The 25,336-nt window shown below is 34.8% G+C and carries 24 protein-coding genes, 3 tRNA genes, 2 pseudogenes and 1 CRISPR repeat array; of the genes and pseudogenes, 5 read left to right on the top strand and 24 right to left on the bottom strand.

Annotated elements, in window-relative coordinates:
• Nucleotides 1-6: 6 nt before the first annotated feature.
• The 15 genes from EAE91_RS10540 to EAE91_RS10470 form a co-directional block, all read right to left on the bottom strand.
• Nucleotides 7-705, bottom strand: coding sequence for a helix-turn-helix transcriptional regulator (locus EAE91_RS10540; protein WP_214088461.1), 699 nt, complete (start codon nucleotides 703-705; stop codon nucleotides 7-9).
• Between the two features lie 144 nt (nucleotides 706-849).
• Complete coding sequence (locus EAE91_RS10535) at nucleotides 850-1,521, bottom strand: helix-turn-helix transcriptional regulator (RefSeq protein ID WP_214088460.1); 672 nt, start codon at nucleotides 1,519-1,521, stop codon at nucleotides 850-852.
• A 30-nt stretch (nucleotides 1,522-1,551) separates the two neighbouring features.
• Nucleotides 1,552-2,232, bottom strand: a complete 681-nt coding sequence (locus EAE91_RS10530) for a helix-turn-helix transcriptional regulator (protein ID WP_214088459.1) — start codon at nucleotides 2,230-2,232, stop codon at nucleotides 1,552-1,554.
• Between the two features lie 28 nt (nucleotides 2,233-2,260).
• A complete protein-coding gene (locus EAE91_RS10525; protein ID WP_214088458.1) occupies nucleotides 2,261-2,941 on the bottom strand; it encodes a helix-turn-helix transcriptional regulator in 681 nt (226 codons plus the stop codon).
• A gap of 30 nt (nucleotides 2,942-2,971) precedes the next feature.
• On the bottom strand, nucleotides 2,972-3,652 hold the full coding sequence (locus tag EAE91_RS10520; protein ID WP_214088457.1) for a helix-turn-helix transcriptional regulator: 681 nt from the start codon (nucleotides 3,650-3,652) through the stop codon (nucleotides 2,972-2,974).
• A 28-nt stretch (nucleotides 3,653-3,680) separates the two neighbouring features.
• Entirely contained in the window at nucleotides 3,681-4,361 is a 681-nt protein-coding gene (locus EAE91_RS10515; RefSeq protein WP_214088456.1) for a helix-turn-helix transcriptional regulator, read from the bottom strand.
• Nucleotides 4,362-4,390: 29 nt separating this feature from the next.
• Nucleotides 4,391-5,071 carry a helix-turn-helix transcriptional regulator gene (locus EAE91_RS10510; protein ID WP_214088455.1) on the bottom strand — a complete coding sequence of 227 codons (681 nt, stop codon included), beginning with the start codon at nucleotides 5,069-5,071 and terminating at the stop codon, nucleotides 4,391-4,393.
• A gap of 28 nt (nucleotides 5,072-5,099) precedes the next feature.
• Complete coding sequence (locus tag EAE91_RS10505) at nucleotides 5,100-5,783, bottom strand: helix-turn-helix transcriptional regulator (protein WP_214088454.1); 684 nt, start codon at nucleotides 5,781-5,783, stop codon at nucleotides 5,100-5,102.
• A 299-nt stretch (nucleotides 5,784-6,082) separates the two neighbouring features.
• Nucleotides 6,083-6,760: a helix-turn-helix transcriptional regulator gene (locus tag EAE91_RS10500; RefSeq protein ID WP_214088453.1), complete on the bottom strand. Its 678-nt coding sequence runs from the start codon at nucleotides 6,758-6,760 to the stop codon at nucleotides 6,083-6,085.
• A 296-nt stretch (nucleotides 6,761-7,056) separates the two neighbouring features.
• Nucleotides 7,057-7,740 carry a helix-turn-helix transcriptional regulator gene (locus EAE91_RS10495; protein WP_214088452.1) on the bottom strand — a complete coding sequence of 228 codons (684 nt, stop codon included), beginning with the start codon at nucleotides 7,738-7,740 and terminating at the stop codon, nucleotides 7,057-7,059.
• Between the two features lie 74 nt (nucleotides 7,741-7,814).
• Entirely contained in the window at nucleotides 7,815-8,009 is a 195-nt protein-coding gene (locus tag EAE91_RS10490; protein ID WP_214088451.1) for a hypothetical protein, read from the bottom strand.
• A gap of 29 nt (nucleotides 8,010-8,038) precedes the next feature.
• Entirely contained in the window at nucleotides 8,039-8,719 is a 681-nt protein-coding gene (locus EAE91_RS10485; protein WP_214088450.1) for a helix-turn-helix transcriptional regulator, read from the bottom strand.
• 298 nt (nucleotides 8,720-9,017) lie between these two features.
• Complete coding sequence (locus EAE91_RS10480; RefSeq protein WP_214088449.1) at nucleotides 9,018-9,695, bottom strand: PAS and helix-turn-helix domain-containing protein; 678 nt, start codon at nucleotides 9,693-9,695, stop codon at nucleotides 9,018-9,020.
• A 280-nt stretch (nucleotides 9,696-9,975) separates the two neighbouring features.
• Complete coding sequence (locus tag EAE91_RS10475; RefSeq protein ID WP_214088448.1) at nucleotides 9,976-10,656, bottom strand: helix-turn-helix transcriptional regulator; 681 nt, start codon at nucleotides 10,654-10,656, stop codon at nucleotides 9,976-9,978.
• A gap of 57 nt (nucleotides 10,657-10,713) precedes the next feature.
• Nucleotides 10,714-11,406, bottom strand: a complete 693-nt coding sequence (locus tag EAE91_RS10470; protein WP_214088447.1) for a helix-turn-helix transcriptional regulator — start codon at nucleotides 11,404-11,406, stop codon at nucleotides 10,714-10,716.
• Nucleotides 11,407-12,403: 997 nt separating this feature from the next.
• Between EAE91_RS10470 and EAE91_RS24980 the strand changes: the two are divergent.
• Nucleotides 12,404-13,140: pseudogene (locus tag EAE91_RS24980) on the top strand (S-type pyocin domain-containing protein); the annotation flags it as partial.
• Between the two features lie 1,411 nt (nucleotides 13,141-14,551).
• Here the strand turns inward: EAE91_RS24980 and EAE91_RS10460 are convergent.
• Both EAE91_RS10460 and EAE91_RS10455 read right to left on the bottom strand, forming a co-directional pair.
• Complete coding sequence (locus EAE91_RS10460; protein WP_214088446.1) at nucleotides 14,552-15,220, bottom strand: LuxR C-terminal-related transcriptional regulator; 669 nt, start codon at nucleotides 15,218-15,220, stop codon at nucleotides 14,552-14,554.
• Nucleotides 15,221-15,829: 609 nt separating this feature from the next.
• Nucleotides 15,830-16,504 carry a PAS and helix-turn-helix domain-containing protein gene (locus tag EAE91_RS10455; protein ID WP_214088445.1) on the bottom strand — a complete coding sequence of 225 codons (675 nt, stop codon included), beginning with the start codon at nucleotides 16,502-16,504 and terminating at the stop codon, nucleotides 15,830-15,832.
• Nucleotides 16,505-17,495: 991 nt separating this feature from the next.
• Here EAE91_RS10455 and EAE91_RS10450 point away from each other — a divergent pair.
• Entirely contained in the window at nucleotides 17,496-18,194 is a 699-nt protein-coding gene (locus EAE91_RS10450; RefSeq protein WP_214088444.1) for a hypothetical protein, read from the top strand.
• A gap of 189 nt (nucleotides 18,195-18,383) precedes the next feature.
• Nucleotides 18,384-18,891: direct repeats of the CRISPR family, unit length 28 nt; unit sequence GTGTACTGCCGTACAGGCAGCTTAGAAA.
• 227 nt (nucleotides 18,892-19,118) lie between these two features.
• Here EAE91_RS10450 and EAE91_RS10445 read toward each other — a convergent pair.
• The 3 genes from EAE91_RS10445 to EAE91_RS24975 form a co-directional block, all read right to left on the bottom strand.
• Entirely contained in the window at nucleotides 19,119-20,270 is a 1,152-nt protein-coding gene (locus EAE91_RS10445) for a type I restriction endonuclease (protein ID WP_214088443.1), read from the bottom strand.
• Nucleotides 20,271-20,279: 9 nt separating this feature from the next.
• Nucleotides 20,280-20,981, bottom strand: a complete 702-nt coding sequence (locus EAE91_RS10440) for an XRE family transcriptional regulator (protein WP_214088442.1) — start codon at nucleotides 20,979-20,981, stop codon at nucleotides 20,280-20,282.
• A gap of 309 nt (nucleotides 20,982-21,290) precedes the next feature.
• Nucleotides 21,291-21,665, bottom strand: coding sequence for a DUF2569 family protein (locus EAE91_RS24975; protein WP_376744760.1), 375 nt, complete (start codon nucleotides 21,663-21,665; stop codon nucleotides 21,291-21,293).
• Between the two features lie 328 nt (nucleotides 21,666-21,993).
• Here EAE91_RS24975 and EAE91_RS10430 point away from each other — a divergent pair.
• The 3 genes and pseudogenes from EAE91_RS10430 to EAE91_RS24750 all read left to right on the top strand — a co-directional run.
• Nucleotides 21,994-22,623: pseudogene (locus EAE91_RS10430) on the top strand (tail fiber protein); the annotation flags it as partial.
• Nucleotides 22,624-22,848: 225 nt separating this feature from the next.
• On the top strand, nucleotides 22,849-23,478 hold the full coding sequence (locus tag EAE91_RS10425; RefSeq protein WP_214088504.1) for a tail fiber assembly protein: 630 nt from the start codon (nucleotides 22,849-22,851) through the stop codon (nucleotides 23,476-23,478).
• A gap of 148 nt (nucleotides 23,479-23,626) precedes the next feature.
• Nucleotides 23,627-23,860 carry a hypothetical protein gene (locus EAE91_RS24750; protein ID WP_312150416.1) on the top strand — a complete coding sequence of 78 codons (234 nt, stop codon included), beginning with the start codon at nucleotides 23,627-23,629 and terminating at the stop codon, nucleotides 23,858-23,860.
• Between the two features lie 430 nt (nucleotides 23,861-24,290).
• Here EAE91_RS24750 and EAE91_RS10415 read toward each other — a convergent pair.
• The 4 genes from EAE91_RS10415 to pgsA form a co-directional block, all read right to left on the bottom strand.
• Nucleotides 24,291-24,377, bottom strand: a tRNA-Leu gene (locus EAE91_RS10415).
• Nucleotides 24,378-24,383: 6 nt separating this feature from the next.
• Nucleotides 24,384-24,457 (bottom strand) — tRNA-Cys (locus EAE91_RS10410).
• Between the two features lie 97 nt (nucleotides 24,458-24,554).
• Nucleotides 24,555-24,630, bottom strand: a tRNA-Gly gene (locus EAE91_RS10405).
• A 144-nt stretch (nucleotides 24,631-24,774) separates the two neighbouring features.
• Complete coding sequence (pgsA, locus tag EAE91_RS10400) at nucleotides 24,775-25,323, bottom strand: CDP-diacylglycerol--glycerol-3-phosphate 3-phosphatidyltransferase (RefSeq protein ID WP_214088440.1); 549 nt, start codon at nucleotides 25,321-25,323, stop codon at nucleotides 24,775-24,777.
• Nucleotides 25,324-25,336 lie beyond the last annotated feature (13 nt).

Genomic DNA, 25,336 nt, shown 5'->3' with positions numbered 1-25,336 from the left:
AATTATTTATAATATAAAATGGCCTATGGATAGAAAATACCTTGGTGGCATATAGAGGTCATAGCCATTTTCTTTGCAAAGTGATCGTAACTCTGTCAATGAGCTGACAGATAATTTTTCGTAAATACTTTCAAAATGTTTTTCCACGGTGTGGCATGAAACATTCATTTCAAGGGCCGTATCATTATTATTCATACCGCAGCAAAATAGAAAAATAACCATCCACTCTTTCTCGTTTAGCAAGTCATTAGGTGGTCTGGGACAGGCAGATATTGGGGTGTCACCTTGATGAATATAGTGGGACACTGTAAAGTGTTCTATTTCTCTGGCATGGCAAATAATGCCGATACATTGATTATCTTCCCCCATCAATGGGTATTTCTCGCAAAAATAGGATTTAGGCGGGCGACCATTACCTTGAGGATAAGTTCCGACAGAACATACTCGTTGCATACATTCTAAGACCCTACGATCATGTTCTTTAAAATGATGAGCAAAACCATTAACGGGTGTTGGTAATTCTTCAACGGCGTGCCCTATAATATTAAAGTGTTCCGGTAACTTCATGACTTTAATGAACTTAGTATTTGCATAAATAAAACGGGATTCCTTATCTTTTACGAACCACGGTTCAGGGCTTCTGTCCCATACATGTGTAAATTGACGAGTGATAAAAGGGACTTTTTCTAATCCTGATTTATTCATAAATATCCTTTAAGATAATTATTGCTTTTTTAAACTATTGAGTGGAGATGTTCCATTGAAAAAGCTTATTTCCATAGGGCCATATATTTTATCAATAAATAATTAACAAAGGTAGTGTGTAGCAACTGGGAAATAATACGTAATCTAAGACAATAAAAACCTTTCTGGGATGTAATGATGAAAATTATTAGCTAGACAATATTCTGCCAACTGTTGACTGGATTGAATCCCGATTTTACGATATATCCTTGCCATATGTTCTTCAACCTCAAGATAGGCGATATTCAATATTTTCCCAATCTGTCTTCTAGATTGCTTCTGTAAGAAGAGAAAGATAACATCCCACTCCCGTTGGGTAAAAAGATCAGAGGGTGGTTGGAGTAATATGGATGGCGGTAATTTATCATAATATTGATATAGGCAGGTTAATGAATACTCCTTGGCTTGCCACATATGGTACATAATTCCCATACAATTACCATTGTTATGATAAAGAGGCAATTTTTCACAAAAATAGGATGACAGAGTTTGCCCTTGTCCAAATACATGGGTTTCAAGTGAACAGACTCTTTCGCCTTTAGCCATGACATTTTTATCGTGGATAATAAACTCCTTGGCGAACTCAGCACCATCCCAAGGCAGCTCATGATCATCAAGCCCTTCATAATCAAATGACTCTTTAAAATTGTGGATAAATTTTTTTGTGGCTGAATTACCGTAGATAAAGTTTGAAGAACTGTCCTTTATTCCCCACGGTTCATTGCTTATCGCCATTGTGTTAATAATTTGAGGTGATATTGCACTGTTCTTCTTCATGTTAGTAACAACTCCTTCTAACTCTAAAGGTTAAAGAAACATTCTGCTTTTGGGATGAACAAAACATTTTGGCATATAGAGATCATAATCATTGGTGCGACAATACTCTTCCAATTGGCAGCTAGAGTGAACACCAATTCTTTCATATATTCGTGCAATATGGGTTTCAACAGTACGGTGGGAAATACTTAACGTTCTACCGATTTGTTTACTAGTATACTTTTGTAGCATGAAGAAAATAACATCCCATTCCCGTTGGGTAAAGAGATTGGTCGGTGGCTGGAACATAATAGATGCCGGCAGTTTTCCATGAAATAACCGGGTAAATGAGAAATCCTGTGCTTGCCAACCATGATATATCGTTCCTATACAGCTTTTGTCTTCATGATAGAGAGGATATTTTTCAAAGAAGTAAGATGACAGAATTTGTTCTTTTCCAAATGTATGTGTTACAAGTGAACATATTCGTTCCTCTTTTTCCATCACTATTTTATCATGAATTATGTATTCTTTAGCAAATTCAGCTCCATCCCAAGGAAGATCATAATCATAAAGCCCTTCATAGTCAAAGGAACGTGAAATATTTTGAACATGTTTACATGCTTGATTGGCATAAATAAAACATGCATTTCTATCCTTTATTCCCCAAGGATCATTACTTTGCTTCATTGTATTAATAATCTGAGAAGAGATTACATAGTTCTTCTTCATATTAGTGAGAACTCTTTTTATCTAATGGTTAAAGAAACATTCTACTTTCTGGGTGCGCAAATCTTTCTGGTACATAGAGATCATAATCATTGATGCGACAATATTCCTCCAATTGATAACTAGAATGAACACCCACTCTTTTGTATATGCGTGAGATATGGTTTTCAACCGTACGATAGGAAATATTTAACATTCTACCGATTTGCTTATTGGTATACTTTTGTAACAGGAGGAAAATAACATCCCATTCCCGTTGAGTAAAGAGATCGGTTGGTGGCTGGAACATAATAGATGCCGGCAGTTTTCCACGAAATAATCGAGTAAATGAAAAATTCTGGGCTTGCCAGCCATGATATATAACTCCTATACAATTCCCATCTTCATGATAGAGCGGATATTTTGCAAGAAAGTAGGATGACAGAATTTGTTCTTTTCCGAATAAATGTGTTTCAAGTGAACATATTCTTTTTTCTTGTTCCATTACTTTTTGATCATGAGAGATATATTCTTTGGCAAATTCGGCTCCATCCCAGGGTAATTCATGTTCATAAACCCCTTCATAGTCAAAAGAACTTGAAATATTTTGAAGACGTTTACATGCCTGATTGACATAAATGAAGCATGAGTTTTTATCTTTTATTCCCCACGGTTCATTACTCATCTCCATTGTATTAATAATCTGGGGTGAGACGATATATTTCTTTTTCATATTAGTGAGAGCTCCTTTTTAACCTAAGAATTAAGGAAACATTCTGCTTTCTGGGTGCACAAATCTTTCTGGTACATAGAGATCATAATCATTGGTACGACAGTATTCTTCCAATTGATAACTGGAATGAACTCCAATTCTTTGGTATATACGTGAGATATGATTTTCAACCGTACGATAAGAAATATTTAATATTCTACCGATTTGCTTGCTGTTATATTTTTGTAAAAAAAGGAAAATAACATCCCACTCCCGTTGAGTAAAGAGATTGGTCGGTGGTTGGAACATAATAGATGCTGGCAGTTTTCCGCGAAATAACCGGGTAAATGAAAAATCCTGAGCTTGCCAACCATGATATATAATGCCCATACAGCTCCCGTCTTCATGATAAAGAGGATATTTTGCAAAAAAGTAGGATGATAGAATTTGTTCTTTTCCATGTACATGTGTCTCAAGTGAACATATTCTTTTTTCCTGTTCTACCACTTTTCTATCATGGGCCATATATTCTTTGGCAAATTCGGCTCCAGCCCAGGGCAATTCATGCTCATAAAGCCCCTCATAGTCAAAAGAACTTGAAATATTTTGAAGACGCTTACATGCCTGATTGACATAAATATAGCGTGTGTTTTCATCTTTTATTCCCCAAGGCTCGTTACTCAGCTCCATTGTATTAATAACCTGAGGTGATATTAAATAGTTCTTTTTCATATTAGTAGAACTCCTTTTGATCTAATGGTTAAGGAAACATTTTGGTTTCTGGGTGCACAAATCTTTCTGGTACATAGAGATCATAATCATTGGTACGACAATATTCTTCCAATTGATGGCTAGAGTGAACACCAGTGCGTTTATATATACGAGAGATGTGATTTTCAACAGTACGATAGGAAATATTTAACATTCTACCGATTTGCTTATTGTTATACTTTTGCAACATGAGGAAAATAATATCCCATTCCCGTTGGGTAAAGAGGGCGGTCGGTGGCTGGAACATAATATTTGCTGGCAATTTTCCACGAAATAGCCGGGTGAATGAGAAATCCTGAACTTGCCAACCATGATATATCGTTCCTATACAGCTTCCGTCTTCATGATAAAAAGGATATTTTTCAAAAAAATAAGATGAAAGAATTTGTTCTTTTCCATGTACATGTGTTATAAGTGAACGCATCCTCTCTTCTTTCTCCATCACCATTTTATCGTGAATCATGAATTCTTTAGCAAATTCGGCTCCATTCCAGGGAAGGTCATAATCATAAAGCCCCTCATAGTCAAAAGAGCTTGAAATATTCTGAACATGTTTACATGCTCGATTGGCATAAATAAAGCATGAGTTCTTGTCTTTTATTCCCCAGGGTTCATTACTTTGCTCCATAGTGTTAATAACCTGAGGTGAGATGACATAATTCTTTTTCATAATTAGTAGAACTCCTTTTAATCTAAGGGTTAAAGGAACATTCTGGTTTCTCGATGCACAAACCTTTCTGGTACATAGAGATCATAATCATTCGCGCGACAATATTCTTCTAATTGACGACTAGAGCGAACGCCAATCCGTTTATATATGCGTGAGATATGGGTTTCAACCGTACGATAGGAAAGATTTAACATTCTACCGATTTGCTTACTGGTATATTTTTGTAACAGGAGGAAAATAACATCCCATTCCCGTTGGGTAAAGAGATTGGTCGGTGGTTGGAACATAATGTTGGCTGGCAATTTTCCATGAAATAGCCGGGTGAATGAGAAATCCTGAGCTGGCCAACCATGATATATCGTTCCCATACAGCTTCCGTCTTCATGATAAAGAGGGTATTTTTCAAAAAAATAAGATGAAAGAATTTGTTCTTTCCCAAAAGTATGTGTTAGAAACAAACATACTCTTTCTTCCTTTTCCATCACTTTTCGATCATGAGCTATGTACTCTTTGGCAAATTCGGCCCCATCCCAGGGTAATTCATGATCATAAAGTCCTTCAAAATCAAAAGAACATGAAATATTGAGAATACGTTTACATGCCTGATTGACATAAATGTGGCATGAATTTTTATCCTTTATTGCCCAGGGGGCATTACTTTGATCCATTGTATTAATAATTTGAGGTGATATTACATAGTTCTTTTTCATATTAGTAGAACTCCTATTAATATAATGGTTAAGGAAACATTCTGCTTCCAGGCTGCACAAATCTTTTTGGCACATAGAGATCATAATCATTGGTGCGGCAATATTCTTCCAACTGACGATTAGAGTGAGCACCAATGCGTTTATATATGCGTGAAATATGAGTTTCAACCGTACGGTAGGAAATATTTAACATTCTACCGATTTGCTTACTGGTATACTTTTGTAACATCAGGAAAATAACATCCCATTCCCGTTGGGTAAAGAGATCGGTCGGTGGCTGGAATATAATATTGGCTGGCAGTTTTCCGTGAAATAACCGGGTAAATGAAAAATCCTGAGCTTGCCAACCATGATATATCGTTCCTATACAGCTTCCATCTTCATGATAAAAAGGGTATTTTTCAAAAAAATAAGATGAAAGAATTTGTTTTTTTCCAAATGTACATGTTATGAGTGAACATACTCTTTCTTCTTTTTCTATTACTTTTTGATCATGAGTGATGTACTCTTTGGCGAATTCGGCTCCATCCCAAGGCAATTCATGATCATAAAATCCTTCATAATCAAATGATTCTTTAAAATTATGAATAAATTTTTTTGTTGCTGAATTACCATAAACAAAACATGAGTTTTTATCTCTTATTCCCCAAGGCTCATTACTTTGTTTCATTGTGTTAATGACTTGCGGTGTAATAATTAGTTTATTGTCCATGTTATCACTCCTCTTTTCTCTAGCCTTAAAATTCGTTTTTTTATGTTTGATCTTATAATCAATTTAATTCATGGCCATCCCATAAGCTAAAGTAATGTATGATCATAAAACTCTTCATAATCAAATGATTGTTTAAAGTTACGAATAATTTTCTTTGTAGCTGAATTACTGTAGATAAAGTTTGAAGAACTATCCTGTATTCCCCACGGTTTATTGAACACTTCTATTGTGTTCATAATCTGAGACGATATTGCATAGTTCTTTTTCATATCAGTAAAAGCTCCTCTATAATCTAAACGTTAAAGAAACATTCTGCTTTCTGGATGCACAAACCTTTCTGGTACATAGAGATCATAATCATTGGTGCGACAATAATCTTCCAATTGACGACTAGAGTGAACACCAATCCGTTTATATATGCGTGAAATATGAGTTTCAACCGTACGATAGGAAATATTTAACATTCTACCGATTTGCTTACTGGTATACTTTTGTAACATCAGGAAAATAACATCCCATTCTCGTTGAGTAAAGAGATCAGTCGGTGGTTGAAATAATATAGATGCCGGAAGTTTTCCATGAAATAGGCGAGTGAATGAGAAATCTTGGGCTTTCCATCCATGAATAAAGATACCGATACATTCGTTTTCATCATTATAGATTGGATATTTTTCCGAAAAATAAGATGATAGAAATTTATCTTTTCCATATGTATGTGTTTCAAGTGAGCATATTCTTTTCTCTTGTTTCATAACATTTTTATCGTGAATAACGAATTCCTTTGCAAATTCAGCCCCGTTCCAGGGGAGTTCATTATCATATTTCCCTTCATAATCAAATAAGTCTGGGAGATTTTGGATTTGTCTAAATGCTAAATTACCAAAAATCCAACATGAGTTTTTGTCTTTGATTGCCCAAGGTTCGTTACTTTGCTGCATGGTGTTAATGACTTGTGATGAGATTATCTTGCTATTCATAGTATTATTCCTCTTCTTTGCCTTAAAATTCGATTATTGATGTTTGATCTTATAATCAATTTAACTCACGATTATCCCATGATATGGGATAATGTGTGATCATAAACCGCCTCATAATCAAATGGTTGTTTAAAGTTACGAATAATTTTCTTTGTAGCTGAATTACTGTAGATAAAGCTTGAAGAACTATCCTGTATTCCCCACGGTTTGTTGAACACTTCTATTGTGTTCATAATCTGAGACGATATTGCATAGTTCTTTTTCATATCAGTAAAAGCTCCTCTATAATCTAAACGTTAAAGAAACATTCTGCTTTCTGGATGCACAAACCTTTCTGGTACATAGAGATCATAATCATTGGTGCGACAATAATCTTCCAATTGACGACTAGAGTGAACACCAATGCGTTTATATATGCGTGAAATATGAGTTTCAACCGTACGATAGGAAATATTTAACATTCTACCGATTTGTTTACTGGTATATTTTTGTAACATGAGGAAAATAACATCCCATTCCCGTTGGGTAAAGAGATCGGTCGGTGGTTGAAATAATATAGATGCAGGCAGTTTTCCATGAAATAGTCGGGTGAATGAGAAGTCTTGGGCTTTCCACATATGATATATAGTTCCTATACAATCCCCGTTATCATGGTAAATAGGGGTTTTTTCACAAAAGTAAGACGATAGAAATTTGTCTTTGCCAAACAGATGTGTTTCAAGCGAACATACTCTTCCTCCTCTTTCCATTACACTTTTATCATGAGCGATAAATTCTTTTGCAAATTCAGCTCCATCCCAATTGAGCTCATCATCATAAAGTCCTTCATAATCAAATGATTTTTTAAAATCATGAATGAACTGTTTTGTTGCTGAATTACCGTAAATAAAGCATGAATTCTTATCTTTTATTCCCCAAGGATCATTACTCTGCTCCATTGTATTAATCACTTGAGGCGAAATAATTAATTCATTATCCATGTTATCACTCCTATTGTTTCTAGCCTTAAAATTCGATTATTGATGTTTAATCTTATAATCACTTTAATTCACGACTATCCCATGATATAGGATAATGCGTGATTATAAAATCCTTTATAATAAAATGGTTGTTTAAAATCACGAGTGAATCTCTTTGTAGCTAAATTATCGTAGATAGAATTTGAAGAACTATTCTGTATTCCCCACGGTTCATTGCTCATTTCTATTACGTTAATAACCTGAGGTGATATTATATAGTTCTTTTTCATATTAGTAGAACTCCTCTATAATCTAAGGGTTAAGGAAACATTCTGCTTTCTCGATGTACAAATCTTTCTGGTACATAGAGATCATAATCATGCGTGCGACAGTATTCTTCCAATTGATAACTGGAATGAACTCCAATTCTCTGGTATATGCGTGAGATATGATTTTCAACAGTACGATAGGAAATATTTAACATTCTACCGATTTGCTTGTTGCTATATTTTTGTAGAAAAAGGAAAATAACATCCCATTCCCGCTGAGTAAAGAGATTGGTCGGTGGCTGAAATATAATAGATGCTGGCAGTTTTCCACGAAATAACCGGGTAAATGAGAAATCCTGAACTTGCCAAGCATGATATATCGTTCCTATACAACTTCCGTCTTCATGGTAAAGTGGATATTTTTCACAAAAATAGGATGACAAAATTTGTTCTTTTCCAAATAGATGTGTTTCAAGTGAACATATTCTTTCTTCTTTTTCTATTACTATTTTATCTTGAGTCACGTGTTCTTTAGCAAATTCGGCCCCATCCCAAGGAAGGTCATAATCATAAAGCCCTTCATAGTCAAAAGAGCTTGAAATATTTTGTGCATGTTTACATGCTTGATTAACATAAATAAAGCATGAGTTTTTATCCTTGATTCCCCAGGGCTCATTACTTTGCTTCATTGTGTTAATGACTTGGGGTGAAATAATTAGTTTGTTTTTCATGCTATTACGCCTCTTTTCTCTAGCCTTAAAATACGGTTTTTTATGTTTGACCTTATAATCAATTCAACTCATGACTATCCTATAACTTGGGGTAATGCATGATCATAAAACTCTTCATAATCAAATGATTGTTTAAAGTTACGAATAATTTTCTTTGTAGCTGAATTACCGTAGATAAAGTTTGAAGAACTATCCTGTATTCCCCACGGTTTGTTGAACACTTCTATTGTGTTCATAATCTGAGACGATATTACATAGTTCTTCTTCATATTAGTGATAACTCCTTCTAATCTAATAATTAAGAAAATATTCTGATTTTTGGATGTACAAACCTTTCTGGTACATAGAGATCATAATCATTTGTGCGGCAATATTCCTCTAATTGATAACAAGAGTGCACACCCACTCTTTTATATATTCGTGAGATATGGGTTTCAACAGTCCGATAGGAGAGATTTAATATTCTACCGATTTGCTTGCTAGTATAATTTTGTAACATGAGGAAAATAACATCCCATTCCCGTTGAGTAAAGAGATTGGTCGGTGGTTGGAACATAATATTTGCTGGTAATTTTCCACGAAATAGCCGGGTAAGTGAGAAATCCTGAGCTTGCCAACCATGATATATAATTCCCATACAGTTGCTATCATGGTAAATAGGTAGCTTTTCAAAAAAGTAAGATGATAGAATTTGCTTTTTCCCATATGTATTAGTTTCAAGGGAGCACACTCTTTCTTCTTTTTCCATAACCTTTTGATCATGAGCAATGTATTCTTTGGAAAATTCGGCCCCAACCCAAGGTAGTTCATGATCATAAAGTCCTTCAAAGTCAAAAGAACATGAAATGTTGAGCATACGTTTACATGCCTGATTGGCATAAATAAAGCATGAATTCTCATCTTTTATTCCCCAAGGATCGTTGCTTTGTTCCATTGTATTAATGATTTGAGGTGAAATCATTATTGTTCTGCTCATCGTATCATTCCTCTGATTATGAAACTTTTAGTATGGATAATAAACTCTTTGGCAAACTCAATACCATCTCAAGGCAGTTAATGTCCATAAAGTCATTTATAACTAAATGATTATTTAAAGTTGTGAATAAATTTTTTTGTTGCTGATTACTGTAAATAAAGATTGAAGAACTATCCTGTATTCCCCTCGATTCATTGCTCATTTCTATTGTGTTAATAATCTGAGGTGATATTGCATAGTTCTTCTTCATATTAGTAAAAGTTCCTTTGTAATCTAAGCATTAAAGAAACATTCTGCTTTCTGGATGCACAAACCTTTCTGGTACATAGAGATCATAATCATTGGTGCGACAATAATCTTCCAATTGACGACTAGAGTGAGTACCAATGCGTTTATATATGCGTGAAATATGAGTTTCAACCGTACGGTAGGAAATATTTAACATTCTACCGATTTGCTTGCTGGTATACTTATGTAACAGGAGGAAAATAACATCCCATTCCCGTTGCGTAAAGATATCAGTCGGTGGTTGAAATAATATAGACGCCGGAAGTTTTCCATGAAATAGGCGAGTGAACGAGAAATCTTGGGCTTGCCAACCATGAAATATCGTTCCTATACAACTTCCGTCTTCATGGTAAAGAGGGTATTTTTCAAAAAAATAAGATGAAAGAATTTGCTCTTTTCCAAATTTATGTGTTAAAAGCAAACATATTCTTTCTTCTTTTTCCATCACCTTTTGATCATGAACGATGTATTCTTTGGCAAATTCGGCACCACCCCAAGGAAGTTCATCGTCGTAAACTCCCTCGTAGTCAAAAGAGCTTGAAATGTTTTGAACATGTTTACATGCCTGATTGGCATAAATAAAACGTGAATCTTTATCCTTTATTGCCCAAGGATCATTACTATACTCCATTGTATTAATAACTTGAGATGAAATAATTAATTTATTGTCCATGTTATCACTCCTGTTTTTCTAGCCTTAAAATTAGATTATTGATGTTTAATTTTATAATCAATTTAACTCTAAACTCCCGATAGTGACGAATCTTGCTGGAATATAAGCATCAAGTTTATTTTCTCTACAGAAATCTTTTAATTCTGCATGTAATGGTAAGTTGAATTTTTGATAAATTGATTGAATATGATTAACCACATCTTCGGTACTTATCATTAACTCCTCACCGATTTCCTCTTCATCTAATGAGCGTAGAGTTAGAAAGAGAACTTCCCATTCAGTTTGCGTTAGTTTGTCATTAGGGGCGATAAATTCCAACGTTGCCGGAGGCGTTTTGTCATAGTAGTAAGCAGTGGAAAAATTTTGGGTTTTGCACATATGAAAAGTGATCCCAATGCAATTGCCATCTTCATCACAAAGTGGATATTTATTACAAAGATAGATTTGTTTAATCTTATGTTCTTCAAATGGATGCGTTTCTAGTGAACTAACGCGTTGCATTGTTTGAATAACTTTTTGATCCTGACGGTGGCATTCTTTTTCATATTCTGCAATAGGTGAGGGTAATTCACCGGTTGAAAGCCCGGTAATATCGAAATCTTCCGGCAAATTGAGTAGTTGATAAAAGGCGGCATTGGCATAAATGAATTTTGATTGGAGATCTTTAGCTCCCCAAGGTTCACCACTGTTTTCCCACATATGAATTAATTGTGGAGTGATATTATTAGGTCTGTTTTTTATATGTTGCATTATTGACTCCTGAACGATTATTTCAGTTGTTATCTGACGTGTTTGCTAACTAATTATACTTAAAATGCCTTGGTAATATAATAGAATATAATTACTTTCTCGTCAAAATACATATATTTATTAATTAATCCTTTTATTGTTATATAACGATATTTTTATTGTGAATGAATATAACGTAAGATACTATTCTATATAAAAACATTTTAGTTTGTTTACTAAACAGTAAAATTAATGAATAATGTTTTTAAGTCATAAGTAATTAAGTGATGTAGGTCAAAAACTTTCAGCCATTAACCGAAGCATGAGGGAGTGGTTGTTATAAAGATGATCGGTAATAGAATGAAAAAGAAGGTGTTATCTTTGGGGCAGAATAACGGCGAAAAAATGGCATTTAATCGGAATAATATTCGATCAATTAAAGAATGCTTTTTAAACGGCATATACTGGTCATCGTAATTCGGTATAATATATTGTGGAATTATCAGAATAATCAACTATATGGAGTTTTCAGCCTAAAAACCGCGTCTGAATTTGTTTGCTGCTAACAATAGCTATTCTTAAATAAAATTAAGGTTAGGTAAATTCTATGAAATTAAATTTTTGGAGAATAATTAAATAAAAAACTTACTTAAAATGGTATAGCTCAAGATATAAAGTTGTATTTCAAGTTCCACTTATATGTTTGTTGCAATTACGTTCTTACCCCATTTCTTGCGGTTTTTATCAATGATTTTCTGGTTTGACGGTACTGGTGAGGTAACGCCAGAGGCAAAAAATTGACTTAACTTTCATCAATTTCAGAATATTTTTATTTTTTTAATTTAAATTTTTTGCATTATTGATCATATATTAGTTCTTAGGTAGAAATAATATTGTTTAAATTTATTTTAAATAAATATTTAATACGATTATTCAATGGTGGGTGAATAGATGGCAATAGGGTATTATCTGCTAGCTGGTGATAAAACTACCTGTGGTAAACATCCCGACTTATATTATTGGCGGCGGCGTTACCAGTGCCGGACGCTGGCTGGCGGCACCGAATCCATTGACAGTCGGATTAATGGGACTGCTTTATTCACCGGGATTGAATGAGGGCGAAGAGAATTACTTAAATCGATATCATCTTAGTGAAATTGTTGAACGGTTCAGTAAAGTGCCGGTTCGTATGATGAGACTGAATCTGGTCACTGGTAATTATGAATTCTGGGAACCAAGGGAAAATTGACCGACGATTTTATGGACGCCGAGTGAACAGGAATTCAAGGTTCCGCCTCATACCTGGAATGAAGAACGACTATTTATTCCGTCGCAGATAACCTTATTGCCGATGCTGGAAGAGAAGGATTTTCGGAATTATATCCCGATACTCGCCATCCCTAATATGCCGCCGGTGAAGTTGTTTGAAGTGGATTTGTATAGAAACTTTACGGGGAGACTAAGGAATGGAACACATACTGATCATATTCCTTCGACTTCTGCGGTTCAAGTTTACTGGAAAAATTATAGAAAAATATAGCGGCCATAATTGTTCTTGCTGATGTCCATAGAAAACTCAGTACAACTTATAGGGGACGTAATACCCCTGAGAAAATACGGCAGGATGCCAATGATTTAAGGAGAACTGTAGACCGGGGTTTTAATACGATAATGCCAGTATCACAGGAGTGTGGTGCAACAGAATTTCAACTCGAAGAAGCTAGGACAAAAATGGATAAACTAAATCGGGACTAAGCCAGCAGGAAGTTTTAGAACTTATGGAGTTTGATTATAATTTATTGGAACAAATTATGTTGATGATATTCTTACTTCCCGGTTGCACAAATTTTTCTGTCATATAGAGACCATAATTATTTATGCGACAATATTCTTTCAATGGAAAGCTGGAATTAATACCAAGTTTGTTTTATATCTATAGAGAGTAAATTTTAATCTCGCGATAGGTAATATTGAATATTATACTAATTTTCCTATTATTATATTTTTGTAAAAGTAGGGATGTAATATCCCATTCCTGTTGAGTAAATAAATCAGTCAGTGGCTGGGGAATATGTTTCAAGTGAGCATATTCTTTCTTCTTTTTTTATTGTTTTTTTATCATAGCCATGTATTTTTTGGCAAGCTCAGCCCCATCCTAGGGAAGTTTATCTTTATAAAGTCCTTCGTAGTTAAAAGAACTTGGAATATTTTGAACATGTTTACATGCTTGCTTAACGTAAATAAAACATGTGCTTATGTCCTTTATTCTCCCTTGGATCATGACTTTTCGCTAATGTGTTAATTATTTTTCTACTCATAATATCACTCTTATTCTTATGTCCTCAAAATTTAGTTATTAAGATTTGAGTTTATGCTCAATTTAACTTCACAATGAAAATAGTGAAAAACATTGCTGAGGTGTAAATTAAAATTCGGCAAGTTGGTTGAATATAATTAGCTATATTATTAGTGTCTGCCATTAATTGTTTTATCATTTTGGCTATCTGAAAAATTAATTAGATGATTATAGTTGAAATAGTCTGATTATATAATAGAGAATAATGATTTTCTCTTCAAGAAATATATTATTATCAATTGGTTGTGTGGTTTTTTTATAAAGATATTTTAAACATAAATATGATAGAGAAAGTTATTTTCTATGAAAGTATTTATATTTATAAGTAATGTCACTTAGCAGTGATATTAAATTGTATGAAAAATTATAGCTATGAATAGTGACGATTAATATTGATATGTAATTAATAAGTTATTTATTTGTAAGGTGGTGGATAATAAAGTCTATATTCGCTTGATTATGATCTTTTTTTTGGTTTAAGAAATGATTATTTGATGTAGGTAATTCTTTATCAGTATACTCAATAATATTAAAGTTTTTAGGTAACTTATTGGCTTTAATAGATTAGGCATTTATATAAGTAGAACAGGATTCCTTCTCTTTTATAAACTATCATTATGAACACTATCCTATATATTTTTTGCTGCATGGTAATAAGGATGGTTTTTTAAGCCCTGATGAGTTCATATATAACTTTTGAAGATTATTAAATATAATATTTTAAAATAAAAATATTCCAACAGGGCTGGCTATTTTCTCCATCAATGATGGATAAGAACAGTATGGAAAAACCGGGAATAAATACGTAATCTAAGATAATAAAAACTTTTCCGGTATATAGTGATTAAAATTATAGGTTCGGCAATACTCTTCCAATTGCTGGCTAGAGTTAATACCTATCTTATGGTATATCCGAGCCATATAAGATTCAACCGTGCGATAGGCTAGATTCAGTATCCGCCCAATCTGCTTTCGGGTATTTTTCTGTAAGAAGAGGAAAATGATATCCCACTCACGTTGAGTAAAAAGATCAGTTGGTGGCTGGAGCATAATTGAAGTCGGCAGTTTGTCGTGGTATTGATGTAAATAGGCTAATGAATAATCTTGTGCTTTCCAGCCATGATATATAACTCCGATACACTCTCCATCTTTATGGTAAAAAGGTGATTTTTCGAAAAAGTAAGACGATAGGGTTTGATCTTTGCCAAATATATGAGTTTCTATTGAGCATATTCTCTGCTGTTTTTCCATTACTTTTTTGTCATGATTAATAAATTCTTCCGCAAATTTAGCACTATCCCAAGGAAGTTCATTTTCATAAAACCCCTCAAATTCAAATGAACTTGAAAAGTTTTGAAGAGATTTTAATGCTATATTGCCGTAGATAAAGCATGAGTGTTTATCTTTAATTCCCCAAGGCTCATTGCTTATGGCCAGTGTATTAATAATTTGAGATGATATAGCTATGTGATTACTCATATTATTATTCCTTTTTACGATTTGTGTTTAAGTTGTGATATGTTTGAATCATATTGTCAGTTTAATACTTTATTACCAGCAATGACAGACTTTTTCATAAAATAATTATCATGGCTATTTTTATTACGACAATCGTTTAATTATATATGCTATTGCTAATTTTATTTTGGATGGATTTTCTTAATATAATTAACAGCATTTTCTGCAATAGATGAGGCTAATTTATCAGTTAAAAATCTCATAACATCGTAATTTTCAGGGAAATTGCGATATTGATAGGTAATCGAGAGAGGGGGATTTTTGATAAATAATCATTTTTTACATGATATTATAACTTTCTTATACGGCTAAATTAGTTCAATAATGGTATTGTTTTGATTGTATTTTTTTCGTTGGCATAATACTACTTAATTATTCAGGTGATTATTTAAATGATTTGTTTATATACCCGTCATCTTTCAAGTTGCCTCTTTGTTGGCTGCATTCGCTCACCCCGGTCATATAGTTATCTATGCTCCCGGGGATTCGCTCCCTTGCCGTCGCGATCCATCTTGAAATTCATAGGGTATAGATTATTTAATCGTGTTCTTTATGACTAAAACAGAGTTATTAAAATAGTAAAAATTTCTCTGGTACATAGCGTTTAAAATTGTTGATGAGACAATATTCTTCCAGTTGTTGACTGGAGTTAACACCTATCTTGTGATATATACTGGCCATATGAGATTCAACTGTACGATAAGTAATATTTAATATTTTTCCAATCTGTTTCCGGGTGTACTTTTGTAGAAAGAAGAAAATAACATCCCATTCACGTTGTGTAAAAGTATCTGCTGGCGGTTGGAATATAATAGATGTGGGTAGATAATTATAATATTGATATAGGTTAATTAATGAAAAATCTTTGGCTTTCCATCCATGAAAAAAGATACCTATGCATTCCTTTGCATCGTTATACAGTGGTAATTTCTCTTGGAAGTAAGATGATAAGATTTTTTCTTTTCCATATGTATATGTTTCGAGTGAACAGATTTTTTTCCCTTTTGTCATTACAATTTTATCATGATCAATAAATTCTTTTGCAAATTCTGCTCCACTCCAGGGAAGTTCGTTATCAAAAAAACCTTCATAATCAAATGATGTTGGAATATTTTGAATAGATTTTAGGGCCAGATTACCATAAATAAAGCGTGAATTTTTATCTTTAATTCCCCACGGTTCATTGCTTGCTTCCATTGTGTTTATTATTTGTGGTGAAATATATGTTTCATTAATTTTTTTCATGATTAATGCCTATGTAGCTGATGATAAGTTTATAGTACTCTGTGACCCTAAGTGATCAATATTTATAGGGTGTAAAAGAGGGTAACCATTTTTCTCGCGGTAGCTTCCAAATAAATGAGTTTTTAGTAAGGTGCTTTTACATCGTTTTAAAATATGTTTTAGCTTGGTAGAGGAATTTTTATTCATATTTTAAGCTTATTAAATATAATTTATGTGTTCAAATGACTCTATTTTTATTCTACATATAACTTAAGATTAAAGTGATACTGCTTAGTGTACTTTTTATATTTTGCATAGTAAATCCTTGCTGATTACTTAAGAGATCATCTAAATTATTTAAGTAATAATTTCACTTAAAATAACTTTATTATATGGCATGGGGAAATAATTTATTTTTAAAGAAAGAATATACTAATAATTAAATATTTTATTATTTAATAAAGAAATTTTAAATAAATAGAAATATATTTATAAATATTATTTTTTAGAGTAATTATTTAATTATGATATTTTTTCTGAATGATCAATGATAGTCGGAAATACTTATTTTTTCGATAACATTTATTGGTGAACGGTTATCGATAGTCTTGGAGTATTGTATCGATCAATAGATTGATCGTTTCTGGTATTAATGAAAACCCCTTGGTTGACAGTATTATTTGCAAGGTCAAATGGGGTGTCTCTGTGATTGTGTTAAATTTTTGTGAAATTATGATAATTGAAATTTATGAGATAAAAAAATAAATAAATATGAAAAATTTAGGGGATTTCATAATAAACCGTAATCCTTTAATTGTATAATAAAGAGCCTTAGCAAGGAGTTTCATTGATTATAGGTGTTGATATTTCCAAATGGTGTCGATATATTGACCACGATAGCTTATTTATTTTATGGTGCTGTAAGTAATATCGCATTAATAGATAATTTAGGTGATATGGATTAGCTATGTTTTATAGTGATCTTCCTTAGGAATATAAAATGAGGTTGTCGATGATGAGAAAATATATCCTAGCATTTTTACTGTTAAATGTGCCGGGCCAAATAAATGCTGCTGAGACCTGTCCAATAGGAGTAGAGGTTTTTTCTGTTAATAAAGAGAAGGAGCTTTGTTTTAAAGGAAAGATATTATCTGATAATATTGATGAACCTCACAAAGTTTTACAGACAGTAATCTCGAAAGATAAAAAGATTGCTGCAAAGTTGATTTCATATCCAGCAAAAAGTGAAGATCCGGAAGATGACTGTTGTGGTTTTCCTTATCATTATGCGTTGTATCTCAAACGGATAAAGGGTGATGGTGAAATTGAATCAAAAATGGTTGTTTCAGGCAAGGGACATACAGCGGTTCAAATAGGATATGATAAAAAGTTGTGTCCAACGTGGAGTATTAGTCTTTCTCCTGATGCATCTAAAACATATCTTGAGTGTATGAGCTCAGCGACAGCGAATGAAATTAGGTCTGTTGATAATAGAACAGGAAAAATATCTGATGTCATCACATATGGCAATGGGCTTGATATTGTGGAGTCAGGCCGATATGAGGGATATATCATCACAGAAGAACATCTGTATAAGGAAAAATCCGGATCTTACGACCGTTATTATCTTGTATCTCCGGATGGAAAGAAATCGATTCCGCTGAGTGATGAATGGGATAAGGTAGAAGATTTCTTGAAACGTAGTCGTTAGCTAAGAAAATTGTGTCAATGGTAACTTAAAAACGCGGGTATTCCTGAACCTGATTTTTAACCCTTTTTTAGCAATCAATTATAACTTATTGATTTTTAATGTAATGCAATCTCTTCTTTAAAAAAGGGTTTTTGAGCTTTTTATAAATATATTCTTTGATAGTCAGTGGGTTGGAGTTAATATGTAACAGTGTACTGCCGTACAGGCAGCTTAGAAAAGAACTAGCTGCTCAGTTCTTGAAGATATTGGGTGTACTGCCGTACAGGCAGCTTAGAAATATACTTATTTTGGCTAGCGTAAATGAAAATTGTGTACTGCCGTACAGGCAGCTTAGAAAGAATGGCGTTTTTTCGTCAGCATTAAAACGCAGTGTACTGCCGTACAGGCAGCTTAGAAATTTCGGCAGAGAAATAGCCATATGTTTTCTTTGTGTACTGCCGTACAGGCAGCTTAGAAATTTCTTAATGATTTTCCCGTCCTCATCACGACGTTTACTGCCGCACAGGCAGCTTAGAAAGTCCCGAATGCTGCGGAGACGGAAAAGAAACAGTTTACTGCCGCACAGGCAGCTTAGAAAAGTAACCTTCCGAACCCACAGAGAGAGCGCGAGTTTACTGCCGCACAGGCAGCTTAGAAATCTACCTACAAAAACAAAATTGTCTGTATGATGTTTACTGCCGCACAGGCAGTTTAGAAAGACAACACTACGTTGTTTTTCTCAGACTTGCGGATAGTTCTTCTAGACGGTAGCGAGTCATATTAAGATGATTAGGGGTATACAAGTATTGGTTTATGAAAACAAGTAATGCTTGTTTTTAATATGGATTTTATTTTTATTGATTGTTAAAAATGTGACTGCTTAGACATTCTTAGATGATAGTGAAGGATATAGGGCAGAAAAGCCACCGAGTGGTGGCTGGTATGTTATTGTGCTTTCTTTCTAAAGTTATCGTCATTTTTAACGAACTCAAAAGCATCAAGGATAATACCTGTTATCCTCAATATATCTTCTGGAGCTTCTATAAATATTCTTGAGTTATTAGCGGATAATCCGGCTCTATTAACTTCGTTGGCTAATATATCCGTTAGCTCAATAGGTATCTGGATGTAAGGTTTATTCTTCTTGTCAAAGTATCTTATTATCCATCTATTTGATTTTCCTTGATAAAGAATTCCAAAGTAAGATTCTGTATCTTTGTATTGCAAGTCAACAGAATCCCCGACTATTGATTTTGCTTTTTCATATAGAGCTAATTCGTTTTTGGTGGTAACAATATTAGGGTTATCTAGATCTACTATCTCATCTGGTTCTTTCGAATTTTCTTGAAGTTCTATCTCGTCTTGAACTCCATCAATTGGAACATGTTTATTTGAAAGACCGGAAACCACCATTGCGCTGACAGATTTCTCAACAGCTTGTTTTACCAACGGGGTGATTGATTCAATAAAGCGCTGATTTAGTTGGCGTTCGACATTAGATCTATTAGCAACATATCTCACAAATTCACTATCAACATCTCTCAAGCTAGTGCTGATGGTTTTAGTAAAAGCAGATAAGTAAACACTTTCTTCTGCAAGCGTTCTTAGTGCTTCCGGTTTGAATTTATCGTGTCTAAATCGATAGAGCTGGCTTACATCTGCATCGCTAACTTCATCCATTTTAATGCGTAAGAATGGGGTAGGATCCATTACGTTTTTTTGTTTTAAATCGGTAAAGAAGCGCCACTCTAATCCATTTGTAATTGCCGAAATAGTCACTTCTGGAGTGGAATTAAAGTATCTGGATAACTGAGGGCAGTGGTTATCTAGCTTTTCGCTGTATCCTTTTGCCTCGATAAACATAACTGGAACACCTTGGCAAAACAAAGCATAATCAACCCGCTCATTTGCTTTTAACCCGGGGAAATCCGCCCCGTACTCGGCTTTAACTTTTTGAGGGTCATACGGACTGAACCCAAGAATATCTAAAAAAGGCAATATTAATGCTTGCTTAGTTGTTTCTTCGGTGGTGCAGTGTTGGCCTGCGCTCTTAACGTGGTCAACATGATGTTTTATTTTTATCTTAAAATTGTCCATTCCATAACCTTAGTAATCTAAAACGGAATACCAGAACATTCTCCCAATGATGTTCACTTGATCTTCATCTGCAACTTCATCTTCGTATTCATCACGGTTATAACTTCTGATAAGTAATTTCCCTCTCGGGCGTCTGTAAAGACATTTAAGACGCTTTAACCCATCCTGTTCAATTGCATACACTTTTCCATCAATAATTTTCTTATTAGAGATATCTACTGCTATTGCTGTTCCATCTGGGATAACTGGCTCCATGCTGTCGCCCTTAGCAGGAAAACAAACAATTGTAGAGCCGTCAGTTGGTGCGCCAATCCTGCTTAATGTTGCTTTAGAAAATCTTAACTTAAAGCTGCTATAATCTGCATCAATACATCCACCATTGCCGCACGCGAATTCAATATCCTTTAAGAACGGTACCTTCACCTCATTGCAGTCTAGTGGCATGTTACTGTCCCATTGCGTAATAGTTGTCCACTCGCTCTCAGGTGGAACTTGGCTCTCACCCTTTTTGGGTGTTTCGCCAAATAAAAGCCAGTTCACATCAGCGTCAAGGATAGATGCTAATGTTGTTAGCCTTGATTTTCTTGGTTCTGTGCTTGATTCCCACTGTTGCACAGACTGTGGAGTAACCCCAAGCATATCTGCTAGTTCAGCTTGAGTTAGTTTTTTTGCAAGCCGAGCTTGCTTGATTCTTTCGTGCATTGTTTTCATGCCTTAAATATACAAGCGAGGCTTTTATTTTTATAGCAAGCAAAACTTTATTTTTAAAGTGTTTATTGTATTTTGTTTGTTATTAGTAAAAAAATAAAACCTTTATGAACATACTGGATATAGCAATAAAAGAAGTTGGCGGCATACCAGCGTTAGCCAAAATGCTAAGCATTAGGGATTGAGTAGTTCACCAGTGGGACAAAAAAGTCTATATATCACCTTCAAGAAGATAATACGGCAAATAGAAGAGAGTAAATTGTAACCACAGGGCAAAGATTCTGTGGTTGCAAGGATAGGGGAGAGAGTTGATTAGTTCACAAAAGTTCTTTTAACTCTAATTGACACCATGAAATAAGGTACCCATATAGCAGTAGTAATTATAGGCCGCAGAGAGGGTAATATGTTGTCATAGCTTATTGGTAGTGACAGTACATTAACTATTAAAAAAACAGTAATACCTTGGATGATGGAGTTTGATAAGTAGAACAATACACATAAACGAGGGGCTTTCTTTGATTTTTTTAAAAAGAAAATAACAGTGATAATAGTTAGCAAGGATAATAATGCATTAGGGGTAATTTCAAATATTATTAAGAGCTGCCAATGATCAGGCAATGAGTTATAGAATTGAGGTGTTGTATTGATAGTTTTTCCGAGAAGAAATATGGTCAACAGAGTCAACATTGTCGTTTAGATGTTCGTGTCCAAATGCTGGGAGATTTAGTTTGGAATTTAAAACATAAGGAGTTGAAAGAGGAGATAGAAGGAATAAGAGAAGAATAGTTCCCAGATATTAAATATAAATGGTTTGGATATATTTTTGAATCTAAGATATTTAATTGCCTATTGCTTACAATTATATAAAAACGGTCAGTCTCCTAATAAATAGGAATGCTGTATTGCTCTTCTTTCTGAACTAGACTTTAATTTTAATAAATTACAGTCGGATTGTTTTTACAATAATTAAATGTGTTGATTATAAAAAATATTATTTTACTTAAGGAGTAAATGCATGAATCAAAAAAATGATTTTAAGGCTTTTTCTATTGGCAATAATGCTAATGTAATTAGCCAAGAAAAATATGAAGAAAATCAGAATTTGCAGACTGGGTTTCCACAAGATGGTATTACCACTGATATGCTAAATAAGGTATTACGTCAGTCGTCTACGATATCCTCTGTAGTCGCTAATTTTATCGCCACACACTCTGACAATGATGTGCTGGATGATGGAAATATAGAAAAACTCAACGCCCAATTAAATGGAGCGCTAGAACAAAAAATGACAACAAAGGTTCCCGATGCTTCATTAACACAGAAAGGTATTGTTCAGCTTACAAATGTGATTGGTAATAGTAATACATTGGCGGTTACACAAAAGCTTGCTCAGGAAATAATAAGTTCGTTACGTGAAGAAATTAATATACCTGTGGGTTCCCCCATTCCGTGGCCGTTACCCTATCCACCTATCAACTACCTTGTTTGTAATGGTGCATTTTTCAATAAATTGCAGTACCCAAAGTTAGCAGAAGCTTATCCTGATGGCAGATTGCCCGATTTAAGGGGAGAATTTATCCGTGGCTGGGATAGTGGTAGAAATGTGGATCCATCTCGTTCAATATTATCGTGGCAGGAAGGAGCTTATTTGGTACAGAATGTTGATCGGGCTGGTAATTTTATTATTACCCCTTCACGCAATGAGCGCACAAAATTGCAGTGGGATATGCCCCAAAATAACAATACTTCGGTAAAAGCTGTATATTGTAAAGCTCAGGCAGACTGGATTGCCAATTCCGCATTTATAGGGGTATCAAGGCCCCGCAATGTCGCATTTAACTATATAGTGAGAGCAGCAGCATGCAGCGTAATGACAGAACAAAAAAACTTTTTAGAGCAACATGAAGCAGCCGTATTGGGTGAAGACGGATTAGCAATTCAATCTGGCTGGATAAAAGTTTATCACACGAATCAAATTACACGAGAATTTACTAATTCTGATATCGAATATGTCATGTTGGGCGTCAGTTTGTCAGCGCATTCTTATTTAGATGCACCAGACTTTCCCGATTCTGATGGTGTGGCTATTTGTCGCAGTGAAGACGGTAAGCGTTGGGAAATAGTACCTGATTATCGCGGAGAAATCGCTTACGATACGTTAACACGAACTCAACAGGAAATTACTGAACTGGGTGAATTACCTGAAACTCTGACCTTTAAGCAACCTACCACTGATTTTGATAAGTGGGATGGCACACAATGGGTCACTGATAATGTCGCTCTAAAAGCAGATCAGATTGAGCAAGCGGAGCGGCAGCGTATGGCTTTGTTGCGACACGCGAATAAATCCATTGCATTACTGCAAGATGCTGTTGATTTAGATATCGCTACCGAAGCAGAGAAAATTGCTCTGTTGGAATGGAAAAAATACAGGATAATGCTCAATAGAGTAAATATTTCGCTGGCTTCCGATATTGAATGGCCAGAACAGCCGAGGTAAAAAGTATAATGAAAGGATATAGTAAATAGTGATTTCTATCACGAAAAAAGAAACAACCCTCGTTATTTTAAATGTAGTTTGTCAGCGGTCTGAGCCACCTTGCGGTGGCCTTTTACTGCTGTATTGTTCAAATAATTAAGGAGTAATTATGGGGTGGGAGCTTCATATAACAAGAGCTGAATGCTTCTCAATGAATGAAGATTGCCAGATTAGTAGCGATGAGTGGCTCGCATTAGTTGCTGAAGATGACGAATTATTCATTGATGAAAGAAATGGTCAGTTTCATGCTGGATGGACAGGGAAAAGCGTTTATGAAGAACCGTGGCTGAATTGGTCTGATGGGAACATACATGAAACACCCCGATACAGCTCTATATTGTAAGATGTTACAGATAGCCGAAAAACTTAATGCAAAAGTTGTTGATGACGATGAGCGTCTGTACTTACTTCCAACGGATTTAGAAAATCCGTCATTGGCTAAGTCAAATCAACCTGAAATAAAAAAATCGTTCCTAAAAAAGCTCATGAATTATATAAAAAGATAATAATTTTCTGCTAACTTTGCCAATAAGCCAATAAATAGGTTTCACAGTAATGTGTAGCAATCATTACTTAACTTTTTTATATGAAAAATATTTTTCTGATGATGTTTTGAGGGGGAAGAGATTGCCTGAAATAGATAATGTATATTTACACAGTGCCGCCATTTTGCCGCCACTTCTCAATTTTCATGCCATCTCGACATGCAAAAAAGCCACCTTGCGGTGGCCTTTTCTTTTTCCTAACTCACTGTTTTATCAGTAAATTTTATTTGGTGCCCAGGGCGGGACTTGAACCCGCACAGCCTTACAGCCGAGGGATTTTAAATCCCTTGTGTCTACCGATTTCACCACCTGGGCTGAATTTGGAGGCGCGTCCCGGAGTCGAACCGAGGTTGACGGATTTGCAATCCGCTGCATGGCCACTCTGCCAACGCGCCTTTCTATATTCAGTTACTAAGTTCAGTTACTAAATTCAGTTACTAAATTCAGTTACTAACCATATTCAGCTACTAACCATCTTTCTAACTAGTAACTTGGAGCGGGAAACGAGACTCGAACTCGCGACCCCAACCTTGGCAAGGTTGTGCTCTACCAACTGAGCTATTCCCGCACCGTTTTGAACTGGCTGATTTACTTATTTGTTTTCGTAAATCTCATGTGCCGTTCGATGCGTTGCATTCTACTTACTTCACGTATTGAGTCAACACAATTATTGTTACGCTGTGCTTGTTCGATGGTTTTTACGTCATTTCGATCAAGCTTCACGCAAATCAGACCAGGCCGCGTTTAAATACTGAAACATTGACCAAAATGTCATCACCGTAGCAATATAAAGTAATATGAATCCACCTAATTCGAATTCAAAATTAGGTCGCCATAATAAAGCAACTAACGCCGCCATTTGCGCTGTCGTTTTTACCTTACCCATCCAGGAAACAGCAACACTACTGCGTTTGCCTAATTCAGCCATCCATTCTCTGAGAGAAGAGATGATAATTTCACGCGCTATCATGGTTGCTGCGGGGAGGGTTATCCACCATGTGTGATAATGCTCGGAAACTAAAACTAATGCGGCAGCAACCATGATTTTGTCCGCGACAGGATCAAGAAATGCGCCAAAGCGAGTTGTCTGTTTCCAAAGGCGGGCGAGAAAACCGTCAAACCAATCTGTCGCCGCAGCGACAATAAAGATTATGGCACAAACCATCGGTGCCCATGTGAATGGCAAATAGAATGCCAAGACAAAAAATGGGATCAGGACGATACGAAATAGAGTGAGCCATGTTGGTATATTTAATTGCATAGTGCTTCTTAAC

It is taken from the genome of Photorhabdus noenieputensis, from assembly GCF_018448935.1.
Classification (GTDB): domain Bacteria; phylum Pseudomonadota; class Gammaproteobacteria; order Enterobacterales; family Enterobacteriaceae; genus Photorhabdus; species Photorhabdus noenieputensis.
This window is presented reverse-complemented; position numbering and strand designations above follow the sequence as displayed.

Bases quoted from the DNA above. Each gene is read 5' to 3' on its own strand.
- EAE91_RS10540 (WP_214088461.1), bottom strand. From the start codon at position 705: ATGAATAAATCAGGATTAGAAAAAGTCCCTTTTATCACTCGTCAATTT.
- EAE91_RS10535 (WP_214088460.1), bottom strand. From the start codon at position 1,521: ATGAAGAAGAACAGTGCAATATCACCTCAAATTATTAACACAATGGCG.
- EAE91_RS10530 (WP_214088459.1), bottom strand. From the start codon at position 2,232: ATGAAGAAGAACTATGTAATCTCTTCTCAGATTATTAATACAATGAAG.
- EAE91_RS10525 (WP_214088458.1), bottom strand. From the start codon at position 2,941: ATGAAAAAGAAATATATCGTCTCACCCCAGATTATTAATACAATGGAG.
- EAE91_RS10520 (WP_214088457.1), bottom strand. From the start codon at position 3,652: ATGAAAAAGAACTATTTAATATCACCTCAGGTTATTAATACAATGGAG.
- EAE91_RS10515 (WP_214088456.1), bottom strand. From the start codon at position 4,361: ATGAAAAAGAATTATGTCATCTCACCTCAGGTTATTAACACTATGGAG.
- EAE91_RS10510 (WP_214088455.1), bottom strand. From the start codon at position 5,071: ATGAAAAAGAACTATGTAATATCACCTCAAATTATTAATACAATGGAT.
- EAE91_RS10505 (WP_214088454.1), bottom strand. From the start codon at position 5,783: ATGGACAATAAACTAATTATTACACCGCAAGTCATTAACACAATGAAA.
- EAE91_RS10500 (WP_214088453.1), bottom strand. From the start codon at position 6,760: ATGAATAGCAAGATAATCTCATCACAAGTCATTAACACCATGCAGCAA.
- EAE91_RS10495 (WP_214088452.1), bottom strand. From the start codon at position 7,740: ATGGATAATGAATTAATTATTTCGCCTCAAGTGATTAATACAATGGAG.
- EAE91_RS10490 (WP_214088451.1), bottom strand. From the start codon at position 8,009: ATGAAAAAGAACTATATAATATCACCTCAGGTTATTAACGTAATAGAA.
- EAE91_RS10485 (WP_214088450.1), bottom strand. From the start codon at position 8,719: ATGAAAAACAAACTAATTATTTCACCCCAAGTCATTAACACAATGAAG.
- EAE91_RS10480 (WP_214088449.1), bottom strand. From the start codon at position 9,695: ATGAGCAGAACAATAATGATTTCACCTCAAATCATTAATACAATGGAA.
- EAE91_RS10475 (WP_214088448.1), bottom strand. From the start codon at position 10,656: ATGGACAATAAATTAATTATTTCATCTCAAGTTATTAATACAATGGAG.
- EAE91_RS10470 (WP_214088447.1), bottom strand. From the start codon at position 11,406: ATGCAACATATAAAAAACAGACCTAATAATATCACTCCACAATTAATT.
- EAE91_RS10460 (WP_214088446.1), bottom strand. From the start codon at position 15,220: ATGAGTAATCACATAGCTATATCATCTCAAATTATTAATACACTGGCC.
- EAE91_RS10455 (WP_214088445.1), bottom strand. From the start codon at position 16,504: ATGAAAAAAATTAATGAAACATATATTTCACCACAAATAATAAACACA.
- EAE91_RS10450 (WP_214088444.1), top strand. From the start codon at position 17,496: ATGATGAGAAAATATATCCTAGCATTTTTACTGTTAAATGTGCCGGGC.
- EAE91_RS10445 (WP_214088443.1), bottom strand. From the start codon at position 20,270: ATGGACAATTTTAAGATAAAAATAAAACATCATGTTGACCACGTTAAG.
- EAE91_RS10440 (WP_214088442.1), bottom strand. From the start codon at position 20,981: ATGAAAACAATGCACGAAAGAATCAAGCAAGCTCGGCTTGCAAAAAAA.
- EAE91_RS24975 (WP_376744760.1), bottom strand. From the start codon at position 21,665: ATGTTGACTCTGTTGACCATATTTCTTCTCGGAAAAACTATCAATACA.
- EAE91_RS10425 (WP_214088504.1), top strand. From the start codon at position 22,849: ATGACAGAACAAAAAAACTTTTTAGAGCAACATGAAGCAGCCGTATTG.
- EAE91_RS24750 (WP_312150416.1), top strand. From the start codon at position 23,627: ATGGGGTGGGAGCTTCATATAACAAGAGCTGAATGCTTCTCAATGAAT.
- pgsA (WP_214088440.1), bottom strand. From the start codon at position 25,323: ATGCAATTAAATATACCAACATGGCTCACTCTATTTCGTATCGTCCTG.